The organism is Streptococcus sp. Marseille-Q8145 (genome assembly GCF_965112035.1).
The window spans coordinates 179,220-203,908 of record NZ_CBCOPQ010000001.1 but is presented as its reverse complement, the minus strand read 5'-3'; the positions used below and the strand labels follow the sequence as shown (position 1 = coordinate 203,908).

Genomic DNA, 24,689 nt, shown 5'->3' with positions numbered 1-24,689 from the left:
AGCTATGAAGAAAAATATTTTATTCATTTCGCCGACTGGAACTTTGGATAATGGGGCAGAGATTTCTATTTTCCATCTGATGAAGTATTTGGTTCAAGAGGGCTATCATGTTATCAATGCGATACCAGATTATCATGTCCAAGTCCAGCAAGACTATATTTCTACTCTTGCAAAAGAAGGGGTTAAAACCATTGCTCTACCATCCATTAAATGGTGGTGGGAGGATGCGCCAGGTGGTCTTCCTGGGACTCATGAAGAGAGGGTAAATTCTTACCAAGAAAATATTGCTGCGCTGAGAAAGTTAATGGTAGATAGCCATATTGACTTGGTCATTACAAATACAGTTAATATGTTTCAAGGAGCGGTGGCAGCAGCTTGTGAAAATATTCCGCATTTCTGGCTGATTCATGAATTTCCTGAAGGAGAATTTGGTTATTATAAAGAGAAAATTGATTTTGTAGATGAATATTCCAAGGAGATTTTTGCGGTGACAGGTTCTCTGCAAAAAAGATTAACCCAGCTTCTCCCTCATAGAAAAATTCGTTCCTTTGCCCCTTTTACTGAGATCAAAGTTGAAAAGGAGCAAAAACTTGCTGGAAATGAATGTCGTATCCTGTCAGTTGGTCGTCTGACAGAGAGAAAAAATCAACTAGAACTCCTTCAAGCCTATGCAAAACTCTCTCAGCCAAGACCAGAACTAGTCTTTATTGGGGCTTGGGACAATGAATATAAGAATAAGTGTGACTCTTATATAGATGAACATCAGTTAGAAGGTGTCCAGTTTTTAGGATATCATGATAATCCTTGGGCTGAAGCAACAACAGCTGATATAGCAGTATTTCCATCTGCTATGGAGACCTTTGGTCTAGTCTACATAGAATCCATTATGAATGGCTTGCCAACCATCCTATCAGATAATCCAGGCCATCTGTCAGCTTATGAAATGTTCAAGGAAGGCCAACTCTATCCTACGGGAAATGTAGATGAATTAACAAATCAAATCCAGCAATGTTTAGAGAATTTCGAATACTTGAAGAAGCGCTCTTTAGATAACATAGAAAGAGTAAAGAATCTTTACAAGGTTTCCAGTGTTTATCATGACATCTTAGAGGCAATCGCTCAGTCTGGCACTAATAGCGGTCATTCTTTGCGACACATAAACTTTTTATTTGAACCGAATCCTTCCCTTTCGCCAATAAGCACTCTCTTGAACAAAGTAAAGAAAAAAATAAGTTGTTTTAAAAGTTAAAGAATCTTTTTAAGTGGTAGTAGCCTACTACGAATGATATGAAAGTCGAATCAAATAATAATTTTGCTTAGGCGATATTATGATTTATTCGACTTTTTTCTCTGTAGCCCACAAATCACCAAGAAAATGATATAATAGACTAGATTGTAAATCTTTGAATTGAGGAAAAGCATGAGACATGTCTTCATCATCGGAAGTCGCGGACTTCCTGCTAAATATGGCGGATTTGAAACGTTTGTTGAAAAATTAGTAGAAAATAAGGTTTCTTCCCAAATCCAGTATCATGTAGCTTGTTTGTCGGATGATGAAGCTTTTCATCATTTTGATTACAAGGGAGTGGATTGCTTCACCGTTAAGGCTCCTAAGTTGGGGCCGGCTCGAGTGATCGCCTATGATATGATGGCTATCAATTATTCTTTAAAGCTAGTGCAAGAGCAGCAGATTGAGCGTCCAATTTTTTATATTTTGGGTAATACGATCGGAGCCTTTGTGGCGCCTTTTGCGCATAAAATTCATAAAGCAGGCGGGACTTTCTTTATCAATCCGGATGGTCTGGAATGGAAGCGGGCTAAGTGGGCTAAGCCAGTTCAAGCCTATCTTAAATATTCCGAGAAGCTTATGACCAAGCATGCTGATCTGGTCATTGCGGACAACCAAGGCATTGAGAGCTATATAAAACAATCCTATCCTTGGTCTAAGACAGCTTTCATTGCTTATGGGACAGATCTCCAGCTATCGTCTCTTGACTCTCAGGATGCTCGCGTGCGTGATTTTTTTGAGAAATGGCAGAGCAGAGAAAAGGAATATTATTTGATTGTTGGACGTTTTGTGCCAGAAAACAACTACGAGACCATCATTCGGGAATTTATGAAATCCAAGACCCAACGTGACTTGCTGATTATCTGCAATCATGAGGGAAATCCTTATTATGAAGAGCTTAAGCAAAAAACGGGTTTTGATAAGGATTCTCGGATTAAGTTTGTCGGGACTGTTTATGATCAGGAACTGCTCAAATATATCCGCAATAAAGCTTTTGCCTACTTGCATGGACACGAAGTCGGTGGAACTAATCCCGGGCTTCTGGAAGCTCTGGCTCAGACTGATGCCAATTTAGTTTTGGATGTGGACTTCAACCATCAAGTAGCCCAAGAAACAGCTTTGTATTGGCAAAAAGAAGAGGGGCAGTTGGCCCAGCTGATTGACAAAGTGGATGGTCAGCTTGATTTTTCTGAGCTAGGTCAAGCAGCCAAAGAAAATATGAAAGAAAACTACACCTGGGAAAAAATTGTAGGTGAATACGAGGAGCTATTTTTATCATGAAAGTGATTATTCTTCTGTCTACCTATAATGGTGAGCAGTTTCTGGCAGAGCAGATTGAAAGTATTCAAGCCCAAACTTATAAGGACTGGCAGCTCTTGATTCGAGATGATGGCTCTAGTGATGGAACGCGAGCGATTATTGAGGATTTTTGCCGTCAGGATGACCGAATTTTCTTTATCAATCCGGAAGAAGTTCAAAATTTGGGTGTCATTAAGAGTTTTCATAGCTTGCTTAAGTATCAGGATTCGGATGTTTACTTTTTTAGCGATCAGGATGATGTCTGGTTGCCGGATAAGTTGGCGATTCAGTTGGCGGCAGCAGAAAACTATGATGCTTCCGTACCTTTGTTGGTTTATATGGATTTAAAAGTGGTGGATCAGGAGCTAAATGTTGTTCACGAAAGTATGATTCGAACGCAGTCTGATCATGCTAATACAAAATTGATTCAGGAACTGACGGAAAATACGGTGACAGGTGGCGTTTCGATGATCAACCGCGCTCTGGCTGATTTGTGGACAGGGCAGGAGGAGCATGAATTGCTTATGCACGATTGGTATCTGGGCTTGTTGGCTTCGGCTTTTGGGCAACTCGTTTATCTAGATCAGCCAGGGGAACTCTACCGCCAACATTCCAATAATGTGTTAGGAGCCCGGACTTTACGCAAGCGGATGAAGAACTGGATTCATCCTAGCCGTCTATTTGCTAAATATTGGAAATTAATAAAAGACAGTCAGACTCAGGCCCGCAACCTTCTCAGCCAGCCTCTGACAACTGAAAATAGAGAAATTATTGAAAATTTTGTGACAATCATGGAAGCTCCTTTTGCAGAGCGACTGCGACGGATTCGAAAGTATGGCTACAGAAAAAATCGTGCCTTTCATACTTTAGTTTTCACGACACTTATTCTCACAAAATTTGCTTATAAGGAGTAATATGCATGCTAGATTATTTTAGCCAAAAAAATTGGATTCTCTTGAGAGAATTGGTTAAAACAGACTTCAAATTGCGTTATCAAGGCAGTTTCATTGGGCATTTGTGGTCGATTTTAAAACCCTTAATGCTTTTTACCATTATGTATCTTGTTTTCGTTCGTTTCCTGCGTTTTGATGACGGAACGCCTCATTATGCAGTATCGCTTCTCTTAGGGATGGTGACGTGGAACTTTTTCTCAGAAGCGACCAATATGGGCATGATGTCCATTGTTGCGCGAGGGGACTTACTGCGAAAACTGAATTTTTCTAAATCAATTATCGTTTTTTCAGCTATCACTGGTGCAGCAATCAACTATGCTATCAATTTAATGGTCGTTTTTGCTTTTGCACTGATTAATGGCGTGTCAATCACGCTAGGATGGCTGGTTATTATCCCGCTGTTTCTGGAATTAGTTTTGATTTCAGCTGGCTTTGCCTTTATGTTGGCGACACTTTTTGTTAAATATCGTGATATTGGACCCATTTGGGAAGTGGTTTTGCAGGCAGGCCTGTATGCGACACCGATTATTTATTCATTGACTTATATACTGAAGGGTGGGCATGTTTTGGTCGCTAAGCTGATGATGCTGAATCCAATGGCTCAGATTATTCAAGATCTTCGCCATTTTATCGTTTTCTCAGGCAGTACTCGGGGCTGGGATTTGATGGACCATTACTGGATTGCTCTGATTCCTTATTTATTGCCAGTAGTGATATTTGGGCTTGGATATTATATCTTTAATAAAAATGCTAAGAGATTTGCGGAGATTTTATAATGTCAAATAATATTGCAGTAAAAGTTGACCATGTCAGTAAGTTTTTTAAACTGCCAACAGAGTCAACACAAAGTTTAAGAACAAGCCTAGTTAACCGCTTTCGAGGAATCAAAGGTTACAAAGAGCAGAACGTTCTTAAGGATATTTCCTTTGAAGTGGAAAAGGGAGATTTTTATGGGATTGTCGGCCGTAATGGTTCGGGCAAATCAACCCTTTTGAAAATCATTTCAGAGATCTATATTCCCGAAAAGGGCACAGTGACCATTGATGGCAAGTTGGTTTCCTTTATCGAGCTAGGTGTTGGATTCAATCCAGAGCTGACCGGCCGCGAAAATGTCTATATGAATGGTGCCATGCTGGGCTTCTCAACTGAAGAAGTAGATGCCATGTACGATGATATCGTGGAGTTTGCTGAGCTGGGTGAGTTTATGAATCAAAAACTCAAAAATTATTCTAGCGGGATGCAGGTTCGCTTGGCTTTCTCTGTGGCAATCAAGGCTCAAGGAGACATTCTGATTTTGGATGAGGTTCTGGCTGTTGGGGATGAAGCTTTTCAGCGTAAGTGTAATGATTATTTCATGGAACGGAAGCATTCGGGAAAGACAACTATTTTAGTAACTCATGATATGAATGCTGTCAAAAAGTATTGTAATAAAGCTGTTTTGATTGAAAATGGTTTAGTCAAAGTTGTCGGAAATCCAGATGATGTAGCCAACCAATACAGTTTAGATAATGCAACTGACACCAAAGCCATGAACGAAGATTATGTCGCTGAAAAGGAATCTGAGGCAGTTTCTGATTTAGAGGTTCGTCTACTAAGCTCTCCTCAGACAGCACCAAATCAAGAAATTGAATTTGAAATTAGCTATCAAGTCAATCAGGATATGCCAACCTACATAGCCTTTTCACTGACTGATATCGACCGAACCATTTGGTTGTATAATGATAATTCAATGGATAATTTGACAGAAGGAACAGGAAAGAAGACACTTAAATACAAATGCCATCTTTCTCAAATCAATCATGCAAAATTGAAATTGCAAGTTTCTGTGCGTGATGAAGAGAATCAGATTTTAGCCTTTGCAGATTCTAAGAATACTCCGGTCATTATTATCAGCCGACGGGATATTGAAGATGACGATATCTCTGCAAAAGACTCAGCAACGGGATTGATTCAGCGTAATGGGGTCTGGGAAATCTCTCAATAAAATGATAAGGTGTTTTCATGGAACGAATATTACTTTATGTTCATTTTAATAAATATAAGCGCGTGAGTAATCATGTCTTCTACCAATTAGAACAGCTCAAGCCCCTGTTTTCCAAAATCCTTTTTATTTCAAATAGTTATATCGAAGAAGCAAGTAAGAAAAAGTTGCACGACGAATTTGGGATAAGTAATGTGTTGGAACGGGACAATCAAGGCTATGATTTCGCGGCTTGGCGGGATGGAATGAGCGCCGTAGGTTTTGAGGAACTCAAAAACTATGACTCTCTGACTTTGATGAATGATACTTGTTTTGGTCCGCTCTGGGATTTAGAGCCTATTTATAAGCGTTTTGAGGCGGATACTCAGGTTGATTTTTGGGGCATGACCAACTTTCGAAAAACAAAGTATTTTGAAGAACATCTGCAGAGCTATTTTGTTACCTTTAAACAGCAGATATTGAGGGCAATTTCTTTTCAAGAATTTTGGACAAAAGTAAAAGATTTTACTGATGTTCAAGATGTGATTGACCACTACGAGACGAAATTCACCCAATATTTTACAGAGGCAGGATTTACCTATCAGGCTGCCTTTGATACTCGTCTAGAAGAGGCAACAGATTTAATCCATCCAGATTTTACTTATTATAAGCCTTTTACTATTCTTGAGAAAAAGGTTCCCTTTTTGAAAGTGAAAGCGATCAGTGGCAATCCTTTTTCTGCGGGGTATCTGCTGGAAGAAATCAAAGAGAGAACTTCTTATCCTGTTTCTTTAATTTCTGAGCATATATTTGAATATGTTGGTCCAGATGTACCCTGCCTTTTGCAGGATAAGCAGCTTTCGAGAGATGATAAGAATGACTCGCCAGAAAAGCCGGTAGCTCTTCATATTCATGTAACAGATCTTCAAGTCTTCGAGCAATTTAAAGAAAATTGGGAAATTCTTCCTCTACAATACCAATTTGTGGTGACGACAGCTGACGAAAAAATCTTTACTCAGCTCTTGGAAATTGTATCAGACCGTTATCAAGTTCTTCTAGGGAAAGAAGAGAATCCTATGCAGGCGATGCTTGAACAGAGTGGACTCTTGCTGCAATTTGCTTCCGTTGGGCATATTTCTACTGCAATTTTAGTAGATGGAATGCCTCAACTCGATAAAGCGATGCGTAGAGATTTGATGGAGATGATGTTTGAAAATGCCAATGCTAGTATTAAAGTCTTGGAACAAGATGATAAGCTTGGGCTCGTTATACCAGATCTTCCAAGTTTAGTCAGATATGGATTGTTTGAGCAAAAAATATTTCGGAAAGAAATGGCTGCAATTTGGCAAAAACTCCATTGCCAGAAACCGTTTGATTTTGAACAACATCCTGTTTTTGCCAGAGTGTATGGTGGCTTTTTTTGGTTTAAACCTTCCGTATTGACTGGTCTTTTTCAAAATGAGTACCAGTTATCAGCTCAAATAGAACCTCAAGTTTTAGAAAGTTTATTGGTTTATTTGGCTTGGGATCAGGACTATGATTTTAAAATCATGCCTAAAACCCCATTGCCTGCTCTATTAGATTTGCAAAGAGAAGCAGAACAATTAATCCAGCAGAAAGGAAAACTGGCTCATAAGAGCCTAGCAAAAAAAGTTAGAAAGTATTTATCGAACCTTTTAAAAAGTTAGATAATAGTTTCTGTAGAAAGAATAATGAAATTTTTAGTCAATTATTATAAGCAGATTTCTTATTTGCTTATCAGTTTTTTAGTTTTGGATTCCATAGCTGTTGCGACTTTATTCTTATTTCAAGTAAATAAGGGGTTAGATAATTATGCCAGCCTCGGTTTGGTTTTTCTCGTTTTAATGGCGGTTTTATTTGGTGTAGGTCAGATTGTTGCCCAACTGCTAAATCGAAAATTATTAGTCTGGTCTTTTCTCGTTTATGGAATCTACACCCTGTTTTCTTATTTGCTGACGGTGACGCAGCATGTGAATGATTTTGATTTTAAAGCAGAGAATATCTTCAGTAATCACTTTGTAGAAGTTAACGGTTTACCTTACTTACTGCTAATATTTTTATTTGCTTATCTCATTAACCGCTTTTCTTCTCTACAAAAATATCATTCCCGAAGCTTTTTAACTGTTGATGAATTTAATAGCGGTTTTCTAGAGACACTGTTCTTGTCCCAATCTTTTCTTCTCTTCTCGTTAACAGATAGTAAGATAACAACTATTTTTCAGCAACAGACTTTGTTAATGACTTATCTTACAGATAGCGGATTTGAAATTTCTCAAGATTCTATTTTTAAGTTAATTGGTTTTATTATTTTACTCTTTTTCTTATTTTCAATTCCTAGTTTTTTAGCGGTAAAGGGGTTGATAGATATTTCGAGAAATAAAGGAAGCCTTTCAGTCGCAGTCTTAAGTAGCGCAGCTTTTTCTGTTATCTTTAACTACACTATCCAAAATAGTATTCGAGCGGATGTTTCTGTTTTAGAACTTCATTTATTTACTGGGGCAAGTCTCTTTCAGATAGCAGTCTTTTTTGCACTATTTATTTTTATCTATCTTGCTTTTAATCAAATTTTTCTACCCACAATTATCATATTGGCGATAGGTGTTAGTTCAACAATTGCCAGCAGCTTGAAATTTCAATATCGACAAGAACCAATTCTACCAAGTGATATTACTTGGTTAAAAGATCCGAAGCTCTTATTTGATTTTCTTGGCGGTAATTATGGAATCTATGCAATTGCTAGTGCGGTAGCTATTGGTCTTTTCTATTGGTTTTTCCGTAGGAAAATTTTACCTGGAAAAATAATCGCCATGGTAAAAATTCAACTTATTTCACTGATTTTTCCTATTATTTTTTTCTTAGGTGTTTTACAGATATTCTCTTCGAAAGAGAATGGCAAAGTTGCTGATAATATTCCAGTTTTATCTATTTTGAATAATTACCATGATTTGACTTGGTTTGGTAATACAGTTAATTCCCAAATGCGGTCGGTCTCTTTTGTTTGGTTTACTCAATTATCTGATAAGCCTATGATTCAGCCGGCGGGATATTCTAAAGAAAAAATTCAAGAATTAGAAAAGAAATATGGAGCACTAGCTGATTCTATCAATCAGGAACGTAAGCAGAAAATAGAAGAACAGACAGTCATTTATGTTCTTAGTGAGAGCTTTTCTGATCCAGCACGGATTTCTGGTGTATCTATGTCACAGAATCCGATTCCAAATATTCAGGAAATCATGTCTAAGACTACCAGTGGGTTGATGCAATCAGATGGCTATGGTGGTGGAACTGCGAATATGGAGTTCCAAACGCTGACTGGTTTACCGTTTTATAACCTATCGCCTTCTGTCTCAGTCATTTATACGGAAGTTGTACCGAAGATGAATAAGCTTCCGGCAATCAGTGATTCCTATTCTTCTCAAAATCGTACAGTGATCCATTTAGCTTCACCAAGTAATTATTCCAGAAATATCATTTATAAAGATCTGGGATATAATACCTTTATTCATTATGGAACTCAAGGATTACAGGGAGATCATATTGGTGGAAACTATAGTGATAAAACGACCTATACTCAAGTCTTAGATCGTCTAAAAACAGACCAAAGTCAATTTTTCTCAGTTATGACGATGCAAAACCACATGCCTTGGACGGAAGTTAATCCGATTTACATGTCTGCTAGTTACTCAGGTTTCACGGAGGCAGGAAATAAATCCTTATCCAGCTATGTAAGGATGCTCTACCACACAGACAATGCGACCAAGGAGTTTCTAGATAAGCTTTCTAAAATTGATAAAAAGATAACAGTAGTTTTTTATGGTGATCACTTGCCAGGTCTATATCCTCAATCAGCTTTTAAGGATCATCCCGAAAATCAATATTTGACCGATTACTTTATCTGGAGCAATTATGAGACACCTAAGTTGAACTATCCTTTGGTTAATTCTAGTGATTTTTCAGCCTTGCTACTTGAGCAGACCAATTCGAAAGTATCTCCTTACTACGCCTTATTGACTGAGGTTCTCCATAAAGCCAGTGTGGACAAGAAAGCACTGGATTCATCAGCTCAGGAAATTGCAGATGATTTGAAATTGATCGAGTATGATATGGTTGGTGGAAAAGGATATCTTTCGAAGGATTTCTTTGCTGTACCAGCAAAATAAAAAATAGAATAGGTTTACCAATTCTATTTTTTATTATTTTATGCTAAACTAGTAGTAAGGGGGTGAAGATATGATAAAGATTTTTGGGAAAGTACGCTATCATTGGCAACCAGAAATGTCGGTGTTGGTGATTTATTGGTCTTTGTCAGTCATTCCAATTTTTATAGGACTGGCCTTGATGTACGAAAGCTCCAGTGTTCCGACTCTTGTCCTCTTTTCATTCTTTTTGTTTATGGTCTTACTGGCTATCGGTGTGCATAGATATTTCACGATTTATGATGAGGGTATTTTGCGCATTATCACGGCAAATCCTTTCACGCCAATCAAGATTGACATTTCAACGATTGAGAAGCTAGAAGTGACGAAGACGTCTATCACCCTTCATTTTACAGGGAAGAGTCGCAGCAGAACTTTCTGTATGCGGAAGTGGCCAAAAAAATATTTTGTCAATGCTCTAGCTTTAAATGAGCATTTTAAAGGCGAAGTGGAATTAGTAGACAATCTGACTCTTCTAGATTATTTTGAAGTCTACTATGGTGACCAAGCCAAGAAACATTAATCTTTTAGTAGGGCTCGGGTTGGACAGTTTTTAATAGCTTCGAGGATTTCAGGCTGACTAGCAACCTCTTTTTCTAAGAGCTGGTCGTCTTGATAAAATTTGACAATGCCATTATCGTGGTAATCAAAAAGATCTGAGTAGGTCTGGCAGAGTCCGCATGCAATGCAACGTTCGGGAATGAGTGTAACTTTCATACTCATATTGTAATAAGATTTTTAGAAAAACTCAAGGAGGAAGTCATGGAAAAAGAACCATGGGAAGCAGATGTATATGATAATGGAGCAGAGAAATTGAATCGCAGAAAGAAAAGTCAGGCGAGTCGAGTTGATCGCTGGCTGACCATATTAGCAGCTATTTTTCTAGTGATGGTCATTGCTATGGCACTCTTTTTCGCCTACCTATCTACTGGTGGAAGTAATAAAAAGACCGTTATGGATGGATTTTATGGTACTTCTAATGCAGCTGCATCTTCAAGTAGCAGTGCGGAACAACCAGCTCCATCAGAGCAACCAAGTGAATCAGAAGAAAAGCCAACTCAGTCTTCAGAAGGTACCTTGACTGTTCAGCCTGGTGAAGGAGAAGCTGCGATTGCAGCGCGTGCAGGTATCTCTATTGCAAAATTGGAGCAATTAAATCCGTCGCACATGTCTACTGGTTCTTGGTATGCCAACCCAGGTGACATTGTTAAGATTCAGTAGGAGCGGGTTATGAAACAGATTCAGATTGCGATTGATGGACCTGCGTCAAGTGGAAAATCCACTGTTGCAAAGATTATTGCCAAAGATTTTAATTATACCTATTTGGATACGGGTGCCATGTACCGTGCAGCCACTTACCTAGCTTTACAAAATCATTTGACTGAAAATGATGTAGATGAGATCGTAGCTTTGCTCGAGACTTATTCGATTAGTTTTGGTCGTTCTGAAAATGGTGAGCAGCTAGTGTTTGTAGGAGATGTTGATGTCACCCATCCGATTCGAGAAAATGAAGTAACCAACAATGTTTCTTGGGTTTCTGCTATTCCGCAGGTTCGGGAAAAATTAGTGGCCCTTCAGCAGTTGATTGCTGCACAAGGCGGTATCGTTATGGATGGACGGGATATTGGAACAGTCGTCTTACCAAATGCGGAACTGAAAATTTTTCTAGTTGCTTCGGTTGAGGAAAGAGCAGAGCGCCGCTACAAGGAAAATCTTGAAAAAGGGATTCCAGCTGATTTGGAAACGCTCAAAAAGGAAATAGCGGAGCGGGATTACAAGGATAGTCATCGCGAAGTATCACCTTTGAAACCAGCGGCTGATGCCATCCATTTTGATACGACAGGTATTGGAATTGCAGAAGTTGTCAAATTTATTGAAGAAAATGCAAAAAAAATCATTGACAAATAAAAAGAAACTTGGTATGATAGTAGAGTTGAGAAAAGCAGAAGTGAGAACTTCTCGCCTTGCGACTAACGTTGTCTGGCTCTACAGGATTCAGTTTCAGTGATGAAATACTATCATGTAGTGCGGGTTTGCGTTAGCAGGTCCGCACTTGTTTTTCTCGAAAAATAAAAAAAGAGGTGAAAACCATAGCAAAACAAGACTTATTCATCAATGATGAAATTCGTGTGCGTGAAGTTCGGTTGATCGGTCTTGACGGCGAACAATTAGGTATTAAACCGCTTAGCGAAGCGCAATCTCTTGCGGATGAAGCGAATGTCGATTTGGTCCTGATTCAGCCACAAGCTAAACCACCTGTTGCGAAAATTATGGACTATGGCAAGTTCAAGTTTGAGTATCAGAAAAAGCAGAAAGAACAACGTAAAAAACAAAGCGTTGTCACTGTGAAAGAAGTACGTCTCAGTCCTACCATTGATAAAGGGGACTTTGATACAAAACTTCGTAACGCACGCAAGTTCCTTGAAAAAGGAAATAAAGTTAAGGTATCCATTCGCTTTAAAGGCCGGATGATTACCCACAAAGAAATCGGGGCTAAGGTCTTGGCAGACTTTGCTGAAGCAACTCAAGATGTTGCAATCATTGAGCAAAAGCCTAAGATGGATGGACGTCAAATGTTCATGCAAATGGCACCGATTAGTGACAAAAAATAAACTGTCAGAAAGTTAGAAAAAGGAGATTTTATCATGCCAAAACAAAAAACACACCGCGCATCAGCTAAACGTTTCAAACGTACAGGTTCTGGTGGCTTGAAGCGTTTCCGTGCTTACACTTCTCACCGTTTCCACGGAAAAACTAAGAAACAACGTCGTCATCTTCGTAAAGCATCAATGGTTTCTGCAGGAGATTTCAAACGTATCAAAGCAATGCTTACAGGTCTTAAATAAGAGACTTTGTGACAATTATCTAGGAAATATTTGGAGGAAATAAAACATGGCACGTGTTAAAGGTGGCGTTGTATCACGCAAACGTCGTAAACGTATTTTAAAATTAGCTAAAGGTTACTATGGAGCAAAACACATCTTGTTCCGTACTGCAAAAGAGCAAGTAATGAACTCTTACTACTATGCATACCGTGACCGTCGTCAGAAAAAACGTGACTTCCGCAAATTGTGGATCACTCGTATCAACGCGGCAGCTCGTTTGAACGGACTTTCATACTCACAATTGATGCATGGTTTGAAATTGGCTGAGATCGAAGTAAACCGTAAAATGTTAGCTGACTTGGCTGTGAACGATGCAGCAGCTTTCACAGCTCTTGCAGATGCAGCGAAAGCTAAACTTGCTAAATAAGAAGATAAAAAGTTGAAACGATGTTTCAGCTTTTTTCTTGTTAGGGTGACAATCACCAAGTGTTTTAGTATAATATAGTGAGAATGGATGGAGGAGTGAATGATGATATCAAATCGGTTAGCTTGGGATGAATATTTTGCGGCACAGGCTCTTTTGATTGCCAATCGTTCGACCTGCAAACGCGCCAAGGTTGGAGCGGTTTTAGTCAAGGATAATAAGGTTATATCGACCGGCTATAATGGCTCTGTTTCAGGAACGGAGCACTGTATTGATCATGAGTGTTTGGTCATTGATGGTCATTGTGTACGGACCTTGCATGCAGAGGTCAATGCTATCTTGCAGGGAGCGGAGCGGGGTGTTCCTAAGGGATTTACGGCTTATGTGACTCATTTTCCTTGTTTAAACTGTACCAAGCAACTGCTTCAGGTTGGCTGTAAGCGCGTGGTCTACATCAACCAATATCGGATAGATGATTATGCTCAGTACCTTTACAAGGAAAAAGAAGTGGAACTGGTACATTTGCCGATAGAAGATGTGAAAGAGGCCATTGCTCAGACGGAGTTGGTATAGTTTGCTTGAAATATTTAGCACTAATAATCCGCTTAGATCGAATAAATCTAAATGATAAAGTTATAGTTTTGAACTATAGCTTTTCTTTTGAAAATGATTCAGCATAATTCTAAAAATCATGATATAATGGAGAGGTTATATAGTCCCGATAAGATGGTAGGAAACTTCTATCAGTACTTTGTAACTCGCAAACAATGACGGCTCCAAAGCCGCTCGTCATTCTACTGCTGCCGCTATATTGCGGTCACCCTATGCGCCTTACTAGCTCAGAAATAAAAAGGTATCGTTTTTGTTTCTTTCGCGTCGTAACTCGTGGGCGAGATGATTTGCAATCATTTTGGAGTTTGTTTATTTGTTTAATATTTTATTAGGGGGGACATTTTTATGTCAGAACGTAAACTTTTCACGTCTGAGTCTGTATCGGAGGGGCATCCCGATAAGATTGCAGACCAAATTTCCGATGCTATTTTGGATGCTATTTTAACTCAGGATCCAGAGGCTCATGTGGCTGCCGAAACAGCCGTTTATACAGGCTCGGTTCATGTTTTTGGTGAAATTTCGACTACAGCCTATGTAGATATTAACCGTGTGGTTCGTGATACCATCGCAGAGATTGGCTACACCAATACAGATTATGGCTTTTCTGCAGAGACAGTTGGCGTCCATCCATCTTTGGTAGAACAGTCGCCAGATATTGCTCAAGGGGTCAATGAAGCATTTGAGGTTCGAGGAAATGCTCAAAAAGATCCGCTGGATTTGATTGGGGCTGGTGACCAAGGTCTCATGTTTGGCTTTGCTGTGGATGAAACACCAGAGCTCATGCCATTGCCTATTTCTCTCAGTCACAAACTGGTGCGTCGCTTGGCAGAAATGCGCAAGTCAGGTGAATTGTCTTATCTGCGACCAGATGCCAAGTCTCAGGTTACGGTCGAATACGATGAAAATGATCGCCCATTGCGTGTGGATACAGTAGTTATTTCTACCCAGCATGATCCTGAAGTCAGCAATGAGCAGATTCATCAGGACGTCATCCAAAAGGTCATTGCTCAAGTGATTCCAAGTGAATACTTGGATGGTCAGACTAAGGTCTTTATCAATCCTACTGGCCGCTTTGTTATCGGTGGTCCTCAAGGAGACTCTGGCTTGACAGGCCGTAAGATTATCGTGGATACCTATGGTGGCTATTCTCGCCATGGAGGTGGCGCCTTCTCTGGTAAGGATGCAACCAAGGTCGATCGCTCTGCGTCTTACGCGGCTCGTTATATCGCTAAAAATATTGTAGCTGCTGGTTTGGCTAAAAAAGTAGAAGTGCAGTTGGCCTATGCTATTGGAGTTGCTCATCCAGTTTCAGTTCGCATTGATACTTTTGGAACAGGCTTAGTTTCTGAAAGCAGACTTCAGAACGCTGTCCGCCAGATCTTTGATTTGCGTCCGGCGGGGATTATCCAAATGTTGGATTTGAAACGACCAATCTATCGTCAAACGGCTGCTTACGGTCATATGGGTCGAACAGACATCGATCTTCCTTGGGAACGCACAGACAAGGTGGCTGCACTCCAAGCGGCTTTGCAATAAAATAGTAGCTCTCGGTTTAAACTGAGGGCTTTTTTGTCTAGGAAAATGGATAAAACTATGATATAATAAAGAGTAATACCGTGAAAGAGCTAAATTTTAAAACATGAAAAAAATTGTAATTAATGGTGGTCGCCCTTTAAAAGGAGAGGTGACTATTAATGGTGCTAAAAATAGTGTTGTGGCCCTTATCCCAGCTATTATTTTAGCTGATAATATTGTTACTTTAGATGGTGTACCGGCGATTTCGGATGTTGATAGCCTCATCGAAATCATGGAAATCATGGGAGCGACTGTCAAGCGGTCTGGCGATTGCTTAGAAGTTGATCCTAGAAACATCAAGAATATGCCGATGCCATCTGGTAAAATCAATAGTCTGCGAGCGTCTTACTATTTCTATGGAAGTTTACTAGGGCGTTTTGGAGAAGCGACAGTTGGCCTTCCTGGGGGCTGTGACCTTGGTCCTCGTCCGATTGATCTCCATCTCAAAGCTTTTGAAGCGATGGGCGCTCATATGACCATGGAAGGCAATTATATGAAATTGTCAACGGGTGGTAAGCGCTTGGCTGGAGCTAGTATCTACATGGATACCGTTAGTGTCGGTGCTACGATTAATACGATGTTGGCAGCAGTCAAGGCTGAGGGGCGTACGGTGATTGAAAATGCGGCACGTGAGCCAGAAATCATCGATGTAGCTACGCTGCTTAATAATATGGGAGCTCATATTCGTGGGGCTGGGACTGACATTATCACAATTGAAGGTGTAGACAGCCTTCATGGAACGCGCCATCAAGTGATTCCGGATCGGATTGAGGCTGGGACCTATATTTCTTTGGCGGCAGCAATTGGACAAGGTGTCCAGATCAATAATGTCCTTTATGAACATTTGGAAAGTTTCATTGCGAAGCTAGAGGAGATGGGTGTGCGCATGACCATTTCAGAAGACAGCATCTTTGTAGAAGGGCAGAAGGAATTAAAAGCTATTAACATCAAGACTTCGCCTTATCCTGGCTTTGCTACGGATTTGCAGCAGCCGATCACTCCACTTCTGCTGACAGCTCATGGCCATGGGAAAATTGTTGATACTATCTATGAGAAACGGGTTAATCATGTCGCTGAGTTAGCAAAGATGACTGGTAAAATTTCGACTGCTAGCAATCAGATCGTCTATGAAGGACCAAATCAGCTGCAAGGTGCTTCTGTGAAGGCAACGGATTTGCGTGCGGGTGCAGCCTTGGTGATTGCTGGTCTGATGGCTCAAGGCCGAACAGAGATTACCAATATTGAATTTATTTTACGCGGTTATTCCAATATTATTGAAAAATTAAGAAGTCTGGGTGCTGACATCCAGCTCATCGAAGAATAAGCGTTCATCGCTTATTTTTTATAGGGGAAGCCTATGAATTTGTGGACACAGTTAGCAGCTTTTTCTTTCATTGAAACGGAGCATTCATTTTTACGCCCAATTCTTTTTGGAGATGCAGAATCCCTTTATAAAATTGCTTCCAATCCGGATAATACCGAGTTTATTTTTCCGACTGAAAGTAGCTTGCAGGAAAGTGAATATGTCATCGCCAATTATTTTATGAAAAATCCCTTGGGAATCTGGGCAATTTGTGATAAAGAAACGAATGAAATGATTGGTTCCATTAAATTTGAGAAAATGGATGAGATAAAAAAAGAAGCTGAACTAGGATATTTTTTGAGGAAAGACTACTGGGGACAGGGCCTGATGACCGAAGTTGTCCGTGAATTAGTTTTTCTTTCCTTTACGAAATTCGATTTTAAGCGTTTGACTATCATTACGCATGAAGAGAATATTGCTAGTCAGAAAGTTGCACTGAAAGCTGGTTTTAAGCTCTTCCGTCAGTTTAAGGGGAGCGACCGCTATACGAGAAAGATGAGAGATTACACCGAATATCGCTACGAAAAAGGAGATTTCAATGAGTAAACACCAGGAAATTTTGGCTTATCTTGAAAATCTTCCAATTGGCAAGCGGGTCAGCGTTCGGAGTATTTCAAATTACTTGGGTGTCAGCGACGGAACGGCCTACCGAGCGATCAAGGAAGCTGAAAATAGAGGAATTGTCGAGACCAGACCCAGAAGTGGGACTATCCGCGTGAAGTCGAAAAAGGTTGTTTTAGAGCATCTGACTTACAAGGAAATTGCGGATATTACTGGATCAGAGGTGCTTGCCGGCGAAAAGGGACTGGAAAAAGAATTTAACAAGTTCTCCATCGGAGCTATGACCGAGCAAAATATTCTACGTTACTTAAACGAAGGCGGTCTACTTATTGTCGGGGATCGGACGCAGATTCAGATTTTAGCTCTTGAAAATGAGAATGCCGTGCTAGTAACGGGAGGCTTTGAAGTCGATCAAGAGGTTTTAAAATTGGCCAATCGTATTGACATTCCTGTCCTAAGAACCAAGCACGATACCTATACAGTGGCGACCATGATTAACCGCGCCCTGTCCAATATCCAGATTAAAACAGATATTTTGACAGTAGAGCAGGTTTATAGGGCTAGTCACGAATATGGTTTCTTACATGACACAGATACCGTTCGTGACTATCTGGACTTGGTTCGTCGTAACCGTACCAGTCGTTTTCCAGTCGTCAATCAGCATCAAATGCTGGTTGGGGTCGTGACGATGCGGGATGCGGGAGATAAGTCTCCTTTGACTACCTTGGATAAGGTTATGACCCGAAAAATCTTCATGACTGGTCTTTCAGCAAATATTGCCAATATCAGTCAGCGCATGATTGCAGAAGATTTTGAGATGATTCCGGTAGTGCGTGGCAATCAGACTCTCCTTGGAGTGATTACACGTCGGGATATTATGGAGAAAATGAGCCGTTCACAGATTTCCAGTCTACCGACCTTCAGTGAACAGGTGGGTCAAAAGCTTCATCGCCAAGAGGATATTTTTTCTTTCACTGTCGAGCCCTTCATGCTGGAGCAAAATAGAGTCTTGGCTAATGGCGTCCTGACGGAAATTATCACGCGGATTACGCAGCAGTTGATGACTACGAATGGCCAGAGCTTAATCGTCGATCAGATGATGATTTATTTCTTTCAGGCTGTTCAGATTGATGATGTCCTGCAGATTCGGCCACGTATTATTCATCAGACGCGACGGACAGCAGTGATTGACTATGATATCTACTTAGATTCGCTCATCGTTGCCAAAGCAACGATTACTGTAAAAATTACTTAGTAAAGAGGTAAATAATGATTACTATAAAATCACAACGTGAGATTGATTTAATGGACAAGAGTGGAGATTTCTTAGCTTCTGTTCATATCGGCTTGAGAGATTTGATCAAGCCAGGTATTGACATGTGGGACATCGAAGAATATGTCCGCAAGCGCTGTAAAGAAGCCAATGCCTTGCCCCTTCAGATTGGCGTAGAGGGCAGCATCATGGATTATCCTTATGCGACTTGTTGTTCTCTCAATGATGAGGTGGCCCATGCCTTTCCTCGCCATCAAAAATTGGTAGAAGGTGATATCATCTGTGTGGACATGGTTGTTGGCTTAGTCGACAAGGCTGAGCTGGATGTATCTAAGCTGGACTTTAACAACGTAGAGCAGATGAAGCAATATACAGAAGGCTTCCGTGGTGGTGTCGCAGACTCTTGCTGGGCTTATGCTGTTGGACAGATTAGTCCAGAAGCGCAGCAACTCATGGATGTGACTAAGGAATGTCTCTACCGAGGAATTGCAGCCGCACAAGTTGGCAATCGCATTGGAGACATTGGTGCAGCCATTCAAGAATATGCTGAAAGTCATGGCTATGGAGTGGTGCGTGATTTGGTTGGTCACGGGGTTGGTCCAACCATGCATGAGGAGCCAATGGTGCCGCATTATGGCCGTGCGGGACGTGGCCTGCGTTTGCGGGAGGGAATGGTTCTGACCGTTGAGCCAATGATCAATACAGGTACTTGGGAAATTGACACAGACTTTGAGACCGGTTGGGCACATAAAACCCTAGATGGCGGTCTGTCTTGCCAATACGAGCACCAATTTGTCATTACCAAAGATGGCCCTGTGATTCTAACCAGCCAGGGCGAAGAAGGGACTTATTAAGTAGAGGGCTGGGCTTGTCCCAGTCTTTTTGAATAGGAGAGAGATGTGACAGGATTCATCAAAAAGATAAGAGAAAATGAATTTCTCAGAGCTTTTTTCCATTTTTATCAGGCGTCGGAGGCAGATATTACCAGCATTGCTGTGGCCTATTATTTTCTGATTTCGATTTTTCCCTTGTTATTGATTGCGGCGAATATTCTGCCCTATTTTCAAATTCGGCCAGATGAGCTATTGGTTGCGCTGAGAGACATACTGCCAGAGTCATTGTATCTGACAATCGCCAAGGTTGTTCGCGATGTGCTGACCAAGCCATCGACAGGTTTGCTGAGTATTTCTATCCTATCTGCCCTATGGACCTTTTCCCAGAGCATGACTTTTCTGCAAAAGGCTTTTAATAAATGCTATGGTACGAAGCAAGGGCGGGGTCTTATCTGGGAGCGGATCTTTGCTTTTATCATGAGTCTAGGTTTGCAAGTCCTACTAGGCTTGTCGCTCGTTTTGACCTTATTCGGTCGAATGCTGGTCGAGATTCTTTATAATTTCTGGCACTTTGACCGTGGTCTCTACCAGCAGTTGCTGACCATGACAGAGCCTACGATTTATCTGATGCTCTTTCTTTCGCTGATTCTGCTTTATTTTTCTTTACCCAATGTGAAGATTCCTAAAATCCGCTATGTACTACCGGGTGCGACCTTGGTTCTGGTTATTATTTATAGCCTCATGAACCTTTTTACTGTTTATATTGAAGCTTACCTGGATCGCTTTTTAGATGTGCGTTTTGTCGGCTCAGTGGTGGTTGTGATTATCATGTTTTGGTTTATCCTGATTGCCAAGGTGCTAATCGTCGGTGCTGTCCTCAATGCAAGCATCCAAAGCCGCTTCGTATCGCACTTTGAAAGCCGTAGTGGTGAGCTTATTCTGAGATTTGATGACGAAGGACATGCAGATAAGAATACAGATGTATAATAGGTGAAATATGAAACAAACAATTTTTAATGCCTCGTTAGAGGAAAGTATGAACTTAGTGACAGATCAGTATATCAAAACTTCATTTGAGGATTTCAATGAAAAAGGTTATGAGGGAAAGCTTTTAGGATTTGTTACAATACAATTTATCCTATTTCTAATCTTTCTTTTTAGTATTTGGGTTGATTCTCAAAATTTGCAGTTTTTATTTATGAAAGTAAGCCTCATAAATGGTGCTTTATTTGGATTGGGATTTGTAGGGTTTGCTGGCTATTTAATTGATCTAACCAAAATAAAAAATCAGTCAACACTATCATATTATTACTTCAATGTATGGTCTAATTTTATGATTTTTCTTCTTTGTTTGCAGTGTCTAGTAATAGGTATAGCTGGAGCAGGAACGATAATAGGAATGATTTTATCTGGCGCATTATATACGGTTGCTTTTATTTTGTACTTTATTAGACTATTTCAAAATTTTCAGAAGAATACGCTCGAAATTTTGTATCAAGAGTCTACTTACTCAAATAGAGGAGCAGATTTTCTCGACCGTTTTGTTGTATTTGCAAAAAGGTACGGAGGGCTTATCCTATTCCTAATAGTTATTTTCCGTATCTTTTTCCCAAACTCGGATCTTATTCAGCAAAATGGTACCTTTCGTTCAATTTTTGTAGCCATTAATCCAATAATATTTGTCCCCTTCCTTTACTTTCTGTATGTTTTAAGTGTGAACAATTTTCAAGGCTACTATCTCAAAAAATATTTGGAAGATTACCGCCAGTTATCTGACTACTCCATAGAAGACTGGTATGGGAAAGAGTCGAAAAGATACAAAGAGTCGTTGGATCAGGAAGTTTAGTCAATGCTGGCTTACCCACTCGATTTTTATGGTGATGGTAGCTCCTTTTACAATGGAACCTGAACAAAATAGGAGAAAATAAATGGATAAGATACAAAAAGATATTAATGATGCACTAGAAACAACGCGACGATGGAATATATTAGTAATGATTTTTGTAATGCCATTATTTCTTGTTATATGTATATTTGCCCCATGGTTTGCGATTGCTTTAGGAACATCCATGAGTAAGAATAGTATAACTTTTTTGCAGCCGCTTACTGAATTAGAGTATCAACTAATCATCCCAGAAAAAGTTTTTGGTGTTTTATTTTTAGTTTATTGGGCGATGTATATGATTATTTATATCATTTCAAAAAGAAATAGAATTTATGCTTATTTACTCAATTTACTCGTCTTATTCACTCTTATTCATTTAAGCATTTTTGGACTAATTTTAGGCTTGCAATTCTTTGTTCCTTTTTTAATCATTCGGATTATTTATTGGCTAGCTTATTCCGTAGCAGTTGTCTATATTATTTATAGTCTCATAACAAAGTCATATACTAGAGTTTTTGATATTGACAAGGAGAAAATAAAGAAATATACAAATGTTATCTTGGCTTTATGGTTTATAAATTTTATTGCGGGTATCCTTATTTCAGGGTTTAAAAATTTACTTGCTCATTTACTTTTGGCTATATTACCCATCGCTCCAATCTTTCTCATTATTATCTTAATATCATTGAGTAAATCAACATTCTCTTCACTATTTAATCTTAATGCAGTCAATAAAAATCAAGAGAAATACCGTGAGGAATATGGCTATAGCATTGAGGAATGGTATGGGAAAAAGTCAAAAATGTATAAGGAACATGTTAAGAAGCAACGAGGCATTAGTAAATAAATATCTATCCGAAAATTTCCATCTGGTTTGACTTCAGACTCTGATTGAGGACTATTTTGGTGTCAAAGGCGATATTACTCATCTGACAGCTGAAAATCCCAGCTTGGAAGTCTAAAAATAAAAACATCTGGATCAGAAATATCTGGTCCAGTTTTATTTTTATAGGTGAAAATAGCTGCTCTATTCTTATTTTGCCTTGTTTTTAAAGACAAAAATCTTGCTGAAGACGTAGTTGAGAACGATAATCAGTACTTGAGCCATCAAAGTTTCAATGGTGTTGACCATCTTAATATCGTTGTGGACGAATTGACCAATAATCTGCGGGAAGCTAGTGATAAAGATAAAGGTTAACAGCAAGTTCAAGGCCATAGTTGCCAGCCGGGCTGTGAAAAATTTGACCAATCGCACTGGCCAGCCTTGTCTTTTTTGCTTGAAAACGATGGTATCGTTGGTCACAAAGGCAAAGAGAATGCCCAGAATATCACCTATTATCGTAGCTAGTAGTTCGTTTCCTGTCAGTTCATAGCAGAGCATCCGACTGACGACGGAGACAAGAGTGGTTGCCACACCAAAGAAAAGGTAGGATAGAACCTCATTGTCAAAGAATTTTTTAATCAAAGTTTTCATAAGCATAGTCTATCACATTTCTAGGATTTATGCTATACTAGTGAAGTTGTCGATTTTGAGGAGATAATTTTCCCGTCTGACGCAACCCTTGGCGCTTAACTTCTTTCGCCAAGCATATTACACGCGCTCATGCGCTAAAGGAGAAAACATGAAACAAGAAAACTTATCAGTCCGTGATTTGGTTCAGATTGCCATTGTTGCTGCTATTTATGTGGCCCTTACGATTACGCCCCCTTTAAATGCTATCAGCTATGGTGCTTACCAGTTCAGAATTTCTGAAATGATGAACTTTATGGCCTTTTATAATCGTAAATACATTATGGGAGTGACCATCGGCTGTATGATTGCCAATCTCTATAGTTTTGGAATCATTGATGTCTTTGTCGGCGGCTGGTCAACTTTAGTCTTCCTATCATTGGGTGTCTACCTCTTTAGTCGCTATAAGAATCAATACCTGATTAAAGATTTGCTTCGTTTGGATCACTTCTATTTTGCGATTTTCTTCTCAATTTCGATGGTGACGATTGCAGCAGAGTTGTATTTCTTACAGGGCTTGCCATTCTTCCTGACTTGGTTTACAACGGCTATTGGAGAGTTTGCTTCCTTGATAGTTGGGGCTATCATTATTAACCAGATTGCGAAAAGGATTGATTTGACAAAATAAGACAGCAGAGAGCGGAATTTCCGCTCTTTTTCTGTCCTTTGCTTTCTAGGAAGAATTCGGAACAAATAGAGGAAGATTTTGTGTATTGTGGTATAATGTCCACACTTTACTTAGCAGTCCTAATTTTATATATAGATTGAGTCTCAGATCGCTTTTTTAAATATCAGAAATACATATGACTTTGAATAACTCGCTTCAACTCATCATTTTATGGGTAATTTAAAAAATATATTTTGCAATGATTGTTTCATGCCTAATTAGGTAAATTAGCCATTCTTCGAGCGGTCGTATTTATATTTTCATCGTTTGAGGGAAGATCTTACCGTTTGCAAATTGATGGTTAAGTCGATATATTTTTCCTTCTCAAGTATTTTCCAAATCATTTAAACTTTTTAAAGATAAGAACCACTTTCTAATTAATCAAAGACTACTTCAAATTTTTCAACTCTTGATAACATGAGAAAACCTCCGTAAAATGATTCAATTTATCATAACAAAAAAATACCGAAAAAACACCATATTATATTGGTATGCGTCTGGTGTTGGATGAAATTGACTTTCGAAAACATTAACTATATAATGTCTGTAAACAAGAAATAATGAGGTAACGATATGAATAAAACAGAATTACTGTTACAAAGACTAGATGATATTGGTCAGTCTCTAAAAGATTCTAGACAAGCACTAGCTTTGCTGGCACTTGGTTCTTGCGGAGCAGAAAGAGAACGATTGGATCAGTACTCAGATTTGGACTTCTTTGTTATTGTAAAAGATGGCTACAAGCATGCCTATATCCAGGACCTAACCTGGTTAAGTAAGCTAGAACCAATTGCATTTCACTACCAAAATACAGTGGATGGACATAAAGTTCTATTTGAAGATGATGTTTTTTGTGAATTTGCTGTCTTTGAAGCTCATGAACTAGTAAACATTCCCTTCGCTGAAGGCAAGATTATCTGGAAGGAGGTCGGTTTTGATGGAACAATCTGCCAACCACAAAGATTGCCATCAAAAGAAAATAGAGACCGTGAATGGCTGTTGGGAGAAATTTTATGCAATCTCTATATAGGACTAGGTCGCTATCAGAGAGGCGAAAAATTTGCTGCTTATGATTTCATCCAAAACAGATCCGTCAAGCTTTGGACCGAACTAATCAATTTGGAAAAAACTTCTAAATCTAATTTTATAGATATTTTTAACAGCAACAGGCGATTTGAAAAAGGTTATCCAAATGAGGCCAAACAATTACCCTACTTTTTGCAAGGTTACGAACTAATCTCTGAATCTGCTCAGGCACTCCTAGAATATCTTGATAAACACTATCCTCTTAACGCATTTATAAAAGAAAAAATTCGCAATTTATTATAATAGAGACTTTCCAAAAAATGACCTAAATTCCAAAAGTTAGTTATCTTTGTCAACTGTAGTGGATTAATGAAATTTTAAAATCTGTAGAGGATAATTGATGTCCTCTACTTTTTTA

At 39.3% G+C, this 24,689-nt stretch carries 26 protein-coding genes, 1 riboswitch and 1 other annotated feature; of the genes, 24 read left to right on the top strand and 2 right to left on the bottom strand.

All coding sequences use genetic code 11. The annotated features are described in order from the left end of the window. The first annotated feature begins 4 nt into the window (after nucleotides 1-4). The 8 genes from ACWPVL_RS01075 (at nucleotide 5) to ACWPVL_RS01040 (ending at nucleotide 10,240) form a co-directional block, all read left to right on the top strand. A complete protein-coding gene (locus ACWPVL_RS01075) occupies nucleotides 5-1,249 on the top strand; it encodes a glycosyltransferase family 4 protein (RefSeq protein WP_454386306.1) in 1,245 nt (414 codons plus the stop codon). Nucleotides 1,250-1,420: 171 nt separating this feature from the next. Beyond that, nucleotides 1,421-2,569, top strand: coding sequence for a beta 1-4 rhamnosyltransferase Cps2T (cps2T, locus tag ACWPVL_RS01070; RefSeq protein WP_454386304.1), 1,149 nt, complete (start codon nucleotides 1,421-1,423; stop codon nucleotides 2,567-2,569). Continuing rightward, nucleotides 2,566-3,501, top strand: a complete 936-nt coding sequence (locus tag ACWPVL_RS01065; protein WP_314481503.1) for a glycosyltransferase family 2 protein — start codon at nucleotides 2,566-2,568, stop codon at nucleotides 3,499-3,501. The genes cps2T and ACWPVL_RS01065 overlap by 4 nt, the downstream gene beginning before the upstream one ends. 5 nt (nucleotides 3,502-3,506) lie before the next feature. Then, nucleotides 3,507-4,316: an ABC transporter permease gene (locus ACWPVL_RS01060; RefSeq protein ID WP_268735271.1), complete on the top strand. Its 810-nt coding sequence runs from the start codon at nucleotides 3,507-3,509 to the stop codon at nucleotides 4,314-4,316. Beyond that, nucleotides 4,316-5,524, top strand: coding sequence for an ABC transporter ATP-binding protein (locus ACWPVL_RS01055; RefSeq protein WP_454386301.1), 1,209 nt, complete (start codon nucleotides 4,316-4,318; stop codon nucleotides 5,522-5,524). The genes ACWPVL_RS01060 and ACWPVL_RS01055 overlap by 1 nt, the downstream gene beginning before the upstream one ends. A gap of 17 nt (nucleotides 5,525-5,541) precedes the next feature. Then, a complete protein-coding gene (locus tag ACWPVL_RS01050) occupies nucleotides 5,542-7,188 on the top strand; it encodes a rhamnan synthesis F family protein (protein ID WP_454386299.1) in 1,647 nt (548 codons plus the stop codon). Between the two features lie 24 nt (nucleotides 7,189-7,212). Continuing rightward, nucleotides 7,213-9,681: an LTA synthase family protein gene (locus ACWPVL_RS01045; protein ID WP_454386297.1), complete on the top strand. Its 2,469-nt coding sequence runs from the start codon at nucleotides 7,213-7,215 to the stop codon at nucleotides 9,679-9,681. A gap of 70 nt (nucleotides 9,682-9,751) precedes the next feature. After that, nucleotides 9,752-10,240, top strand: coding sequence for an EbsA family protein (locus tag ACWPVL_RS01040; protein WP_454386295.1), 489 nt, complete (start codon nucleotides 9,752-9,754; stop codon nucleotides 10,238-10,240). Here ACWPVL_RS01040 and ACWPVL_RS01035 read toward each other — a convergent pair. After that, nucleotides 10,237-10,434 carry a ferredoxin gene (locus ACWPVL_RS01035; protein ID WP_015604484.1) on the bottom strand — a complete coding sequence of 66 codons (198 nt, stop codon included), beginning with the start codon at nucleotides 10,432-10,434 and terminating at the stop codon, nucleotides 10,237-10,239. The genes ACWPVL_RS01040 and ACWPVL_RS01035 overlap by 4 nt on opposite strands. 45 nt (nucleotides 10,435-10,479) lie before the next feature. Between ACWPVL_RS01035 and ACWPVL_RS01030 the strand changes: the two genes are divergently transcribed. The 14 genes from ACWPVL_RS01030 to ACWPVL_RS00965 all read left to right on the top strand — a co-directional run bounded on the left by ACWPVL_RS01030 (nucleotide 10,480) and on the right by ACWPVL_RS00965 (nucleotide 21,915). After that, complete coding sequence (locus ACWPVL_RS01030; protein WP_045499497.1) at nucleotides 10,480-10,938, top strand: SAG1386/EF1546 family surface-associated protein; 459 nt, start codon at nucleotides 10,480-10,482, stop codon at nucleotides 10,936-10,938. Between the two features lie 9 nt (nucleotides 10,939-10,947). Next, entirely contained in the window at nucleotides 10,948-11,625 is a 678-nt protein-coding gene (gene cmk / locus ACWPVL_RS01025; RefSeq protein WP_454386293.1) for a (d)CMP kinase, read from the top strand. Between the two features lie 26 nt (nucleotides 11,626-11,651). Then, nucleotides 11,652-11,782 (top strand) — a sequence feature (ribosomal protein L20 leader region). Nucleotides 11,783-11,798: 16 nt separating this feature from the next. Continuing rightward, complete coding sequence (gene infC / locus ACWPVL_RS01020) at nucleotides 11,799-12,329, top strand: translation initiation factor IF-3 (RefSeq protein WP_015604487.1); 531 nt, start codon at nucleotides 11,799-11,801, stop codon at nucleotides 12,327-12,329. 33 nt (nucleotides 12,330-12,362) lie between these two features. Next, nucleotides 12,363-12,563: a 50S ribosomal protein L35 gene (gene rpmI / locus ACWPVL_RS01015; RefSeq protein WP_015604488.1), complete on the top strand. Its 201-nt coding sequence runs from the start codon at nucleotides 12,363-12,365 to the stop codon at nucleotides 12,561-12,563. 46 nt (nucleotides 12,564-12,609) lie between these two features. Continuing rightward, entirely contained in the window at nucleotides 12,610-12,969 is a 360-nt protein-coding gene (rplT, locus tag ACWPVL_RS01010) for a 50S ribosomal protein L20 (RefSeq protein ID WP_005590588.1), read from the top strand. Nucleotides 12,970-13,071: 102 nt separating this feature from the next. After that, entirely contained in the window at nucleotides 13,072-13,539 is a 468-nt protein-coding gene (locus ACWPVL_RS01005; RefSeq protein WP_454386811.1) for a deoxycytidylate deaminase, read from the top strand. 384 nt (nucleotides 13,540-13,923) lie between these two features. Further along, entirely contained in the window at nucleotides 13,924-15,114 is a 1,191-nt protein-coding gene (gene metK, locus ACWPVL_RS01000; protein WP_454386290.1) for a methionine adenosyltransferase, read from the top strand. Nucleotides 15,115-15,217: 103 nt separating this feature from the next. Further along, complete coding sequence (locus tag ACWPVL_RS00995; RefSeq protein WP_454386288.1) at nucleotides 15,218-16,477, top strand: UDP-N-acetylglucosamine 1-carboxyvinyltransferase; 1,260 nt, start codon at nucleotides 15,218-15,220, stop codon at nucleotides 16,475-16,477. Nucleotides 16,478-16,510: 33 nt separating this feature from the next. Beyond that, nucleotides 16,511-17,062, top strand: coding sequence for a GNAT family N-acetyltransferase (locus tag ACWPVL_RS00990; protein WP_045499509.1), 552 nt, complete (start codon nucleotides 16,511-16,513; stop codon nucleotides 17,060-17,062). Then, nucleotides 17,055-18,332 (top strand): CBS-HotDog domain-containing transcription factor SpxR, encoded by a 1,278-nt coding sequence (spxR, locus tag ACWPVL_RS00985; RefSeq protein WP_454386285.1) that lies wholly within the window; start codon nucleotides 17,055-17,057, stop codon nucleotides 18,330-18,332. The genes ACWPVL_RS00990 and spxR overlap by 8 nt, the downstream gene beginning before the upstream one ends. Nucleotides 18,333-18,346: 14 nt before the next feature. Beyond that, on the top strand, nucleotides 18,347-19,204 hold the full coding sequence (locus ACWPVL_RS00980; RefSeq protein ID WP_314043450.1) for a methionyl aminopeptidase: 858 nt from the start codon (nucleotides 18,347-18,349) through the stop codon (nucleotides 19,202-19,204). Nucleotides 19,205-19,249: 45 nt separating this feature from the next. Further along, entirely contained in the window at nucleotides 19,250-20,170 is a 921-nt protein-coding gene (locus ACWPVL_RS00975) for a YihY/virulence factor BrkB family protein (RefSeq protein ID WP_454386282.1), read from the top strand. A 10-nt stretch (nucleotides 20,171-20,180) separates the two neighbouring features. After that, entirely contained in the window at nucleotides 20,181-21,029 is an 849-nt protein-coding gene (locus tag ACWPVL_RS00970; protein ID WP_454386280.1) for a hypothetical protein, read from the top strand. A gap of 82 nt (nucleotides 21,030-21,111) precedes the next feature. Further along, nucleotides 21,112-21,915, top strand: coding sequence for a hypothetical protein (locus tag ACWPVL_RS00965; protein ID WP_454386278.1), 804 nt, complete (start codon nucleotides 21,112-21,114; stop codon nucleotides 21,913-21,915). Between the two features lie 186 nt (nucleotides 21,916-22,101). Here ACWPVL_RS00965 and ACWPVL_RS00960 read toward each other — a convergent pair whose 3' ends face one another. Further along, entirely contained in the window at nucleotides 22,102-22,542 is a 441-nt protein-coding gene (locus ACWPVL_RS00960; protein ID WP_454386809.1) for a GtrA family protein, read from the bottom strand. Between the two features lie 28 nt (nucleotides 22,543-22,570). Beyond that, nucleotides 22,571-22,693, top strand: a riboswitch (PreQ1 riboswitch). Here ACWPVL_RS00960 and ACWPVL_RS00955 point away from each other — a divergent pair. After that, nucleotides 22,691-23,206, top strand: coding sequence for a QueT transporter family protein (locus ACWPVL_RS00955; protein WP_148888481.1), 516 nt, complete (start codon nucleotides 22,691-22,693; stop codon nucleotides 23,204-23,206). (Overlaps the previous riboswitch by 3 nt.) Before the next feature lie 612 nt (nucleotides 23,207-23,818). Beyond that, complete coding sequence (locus ACWPVL_RS00950; RefSeq protein ID WP_454386276.1) at nucleotides 23,819-24,574, top strand: hypothetical protein; 756 nt, start codon at nucleotides 23,819-23,821, stop codon at nucleotides 24,572-24,574. Nucleotides 24,575-24,689 lie beyond the last annotated feature (115 nt).

Excerpts from the sequence above, each read along its gene's own strand:
- ACWPVL_RS01075 (WP_454386306.1), top strand. The coding sequence starts at position 5 with ATGAAGAAAAATATTTTATTCATTTCGCCGACTGGAACTTTGGATAAT.
- cps2T (WP_454386304.1), top strand. The coding sequence starts at position 1,421 with ATGAGACATGTCTTCATCATCGGAAGTCGCGGACTTCCTGCTAAATAT.
- ACWPVL_RS01065 (WP_314481503.1), top strand. The coding sequence starts at position 2,566 with ATGAAAGTGATTATTCTTCTGTCTACCTATAATGGTGAGCAGTTTCTG.
- ACWPVL_RS01060 (WP_268735271.1), top strand. The coding sequence starts at position 3,507 with ATGCTAGATTATTTTAGCCAAAAAAATTGGATTCTCTTGAGAGAATTG.
- ACWPVL_RS01055 (WP_454386301.1), top strand. The coding sequence starts at position 4,316 with ATGTCAAATAATATTGCAGTAAAAGTTGACCATGTCAGTAAGTTTTTT.
- ACWPVL_RS01050 (WP_454386299.1), top strand. The coding sequence starts at position 5,542 with ATGGAACGAATATTACTTTATGTTCATTTTAATAAATATAAGCGCGTG.
- ACWPVL_RS01045 (WP_454386297.1), top strand. The coding sequence starts at position 7,213 with ATGAAATTTTTAGTCAATTATTATAAGCAGATTTCTTATTTGCTTATC.
- ACWPVL_RS01040 (WP_454386295.1), top strand. The coding sequence starts at position 9,752 with ATGATAAAGATTTTTGGGAAAGTACGCTATCATTGGCAACCAGAAATG.
- ACWPVL_RS01035 (WP_015604484.1), bottom strand. The coding sequence starts at position 10,434 with ATGAAAGTTACACTCATTCCCGAACGTTGCATTGCATGCGGACTCTGC.
- ACWPVL_RS01030 (WP_045499497.1), top strand. The coding sequence starts at position 10,480 with ATGGAAAAAGAACCATGGGAAGCAGATGTATATGATAATGGAGCAGAG.
- cmk (WP_454386293.1), top strand. The coding sequence starts at position 10,948 with ATGAAACAGATTCAGATTGCGATTGATGGACCTGCGTCAAGTGGAAAA.
- rpmI (WP_015604488.1), top strand. The coding sequence starts at position 12,363 with ATGCCAAAACAAAAAACACACCGCGCATCAGCTAAACGTTTCAAACGT.
- rplT (WP_005590588.1), top strand. The coding sequence starts at position 12,610 with ATGGCACGTGTTAAAGGTGGCGTTGTATCACGCAAACGTCGTAAACGT.
- ACWPVL_RS01005 (WP_454386811.1), top strand. The coding sequence starts at position 13,072 with ATGATATCAAATCGGTTAGCTTGGGATGAATATTTTGCGGCACAGGCT.
- metK (WP_454386290.1), top strand. The coding sequence starts at position 13,924 with ATGTCAGAACGTAAACTTTTCACGTCTGAGTCTGTATCGGAGGGGCAT.
- ACWPVL_RS00995 (WP_454386288.1), top strand. The coding sequence starts at position 15,218 with ATGAAAAAAATTGTAATTAATGGTGGTCGCCCTTTAAAAGGAGAGGTG.
- ACWPVL_RS00990 (WP_045499509.1), top strand. The coding sequence starts at position 16,511 with ATGAATTTGTGGACACAGTTAGCAGCTTTTTCTTTCATTGAAACGGAG.
- spxR (WP_454386285.1), top strand. The coding sequence starts at position 17,055 with ATGAGTAAACACCAGGAAATTTTGGCTTATCTTGAAAATCTTCCAATT.
- ACWPVL_RS00980 (WP_314043450.1), top strand. The coding sequence starts at position 18,347 with ATGATTACTATAAAATCACAACGTGAGATTGATTTAATGGACAAGAGT.
- ACWPVL_RS00970 (WP_454386280.1), top strand. The coding sequence starts at position 20,181 with ATGAAACAAACAATTTTTAATGCCTCGTTAGAGGAAAGTATGAACTTA.
- ACWPVL_RS00965 (WP_454386278.1), top strand. The coding sequence starts at position 21,112 with ATGGATAAGATACAAAAAGATATTAATGATGCACTAGAAACAACGCGA.
- ACWPVL_RS00960 (WP_454386809.1), bottom strand. The coding sequence starts at position 22,542 with ATGAAAACTTTGATTAAAAAATTCTTTGACAATGAGGTTCTATCCTAC.
- ACWPVL_RS00955 (WP_148888481.1), top strand. The coding sequence starts at position 22,691 with ATGAAACAAGAAAACTTATCAGTCCGTGATTTGGTTCAGATTGCCATT.
- ACWPVL_RS00950 (WP_454386276.1), top strand. The coding sequence starts at position 23,819 with ATGAATAAAACAGAATTACTGTTACAAAGACTAGATGATATTGGTCAG.